Source organism: Lacticaseibacillus nasuensis JCM 17158, assembly GCF_001434705.1.
GTDB classification, from domain to species: domain Bacteria; phylum Bacillota; class Bacilli; order Lactobacillales; family Lactobacillaceae; genus Lacticaseibacillus; species Lacticaseibacillus nasuensis.
Map to the genome: position 1 here is coordinate 1 of NZ_AZDJ01000019.1, position 476 is coordinate 476.

Sequence of the window (476 nt, forward strand, 5' to 3'; positions counted from 1 at the left end):
GATGATGACGCAGACGGTGCGCAGGTTGGTAACACTCAAAAATTGAGTGGGAAAACTGGCGGCACTGCTAAATGGACCGCCACTGTGCCTGATGGCTACAAATTAGCTGATAATCAAGCAGATCATGGTACCGTCACCTTTACTACAGATACCGATGGGGTAACCATCCACCTGACGCATGTGATTGATAACGGTACTATCACTACCAAGCGGACGATTCATTATGTCTATGTTGGCGGTTCACAAGCCGCTTCGGACAAACCACAGACCGTCACATATGACACTGCGACAGACGAAGTCACTAACGTGACGACGTATACGCCACAAGGTGGCTTCGATGAAGTCACGAGCCCTTTAATTGCCGGTTACACCGCTAATCCGTCGACGGCTCCTGCAGTGGCATTAACTGCGGGCACTGTTAAACCAACCAATCCACAAGATGTAACGGTCACCTATACTGGCAATGACCAAACCGC

Annotated in this window: 1 protein-coding gene; it reads left to right on the plus strand. The window is 50.0% G+C overall.

The window, feature by feature from the left end; genetic code table 11:
* Positions 1 to 476: mucin-binding protein (locus tag FD02_RS11285; RefSeq protein ID WP_191980322.1), on the plus strand; the 476-nt coding region annotated here is incomplete at both ends.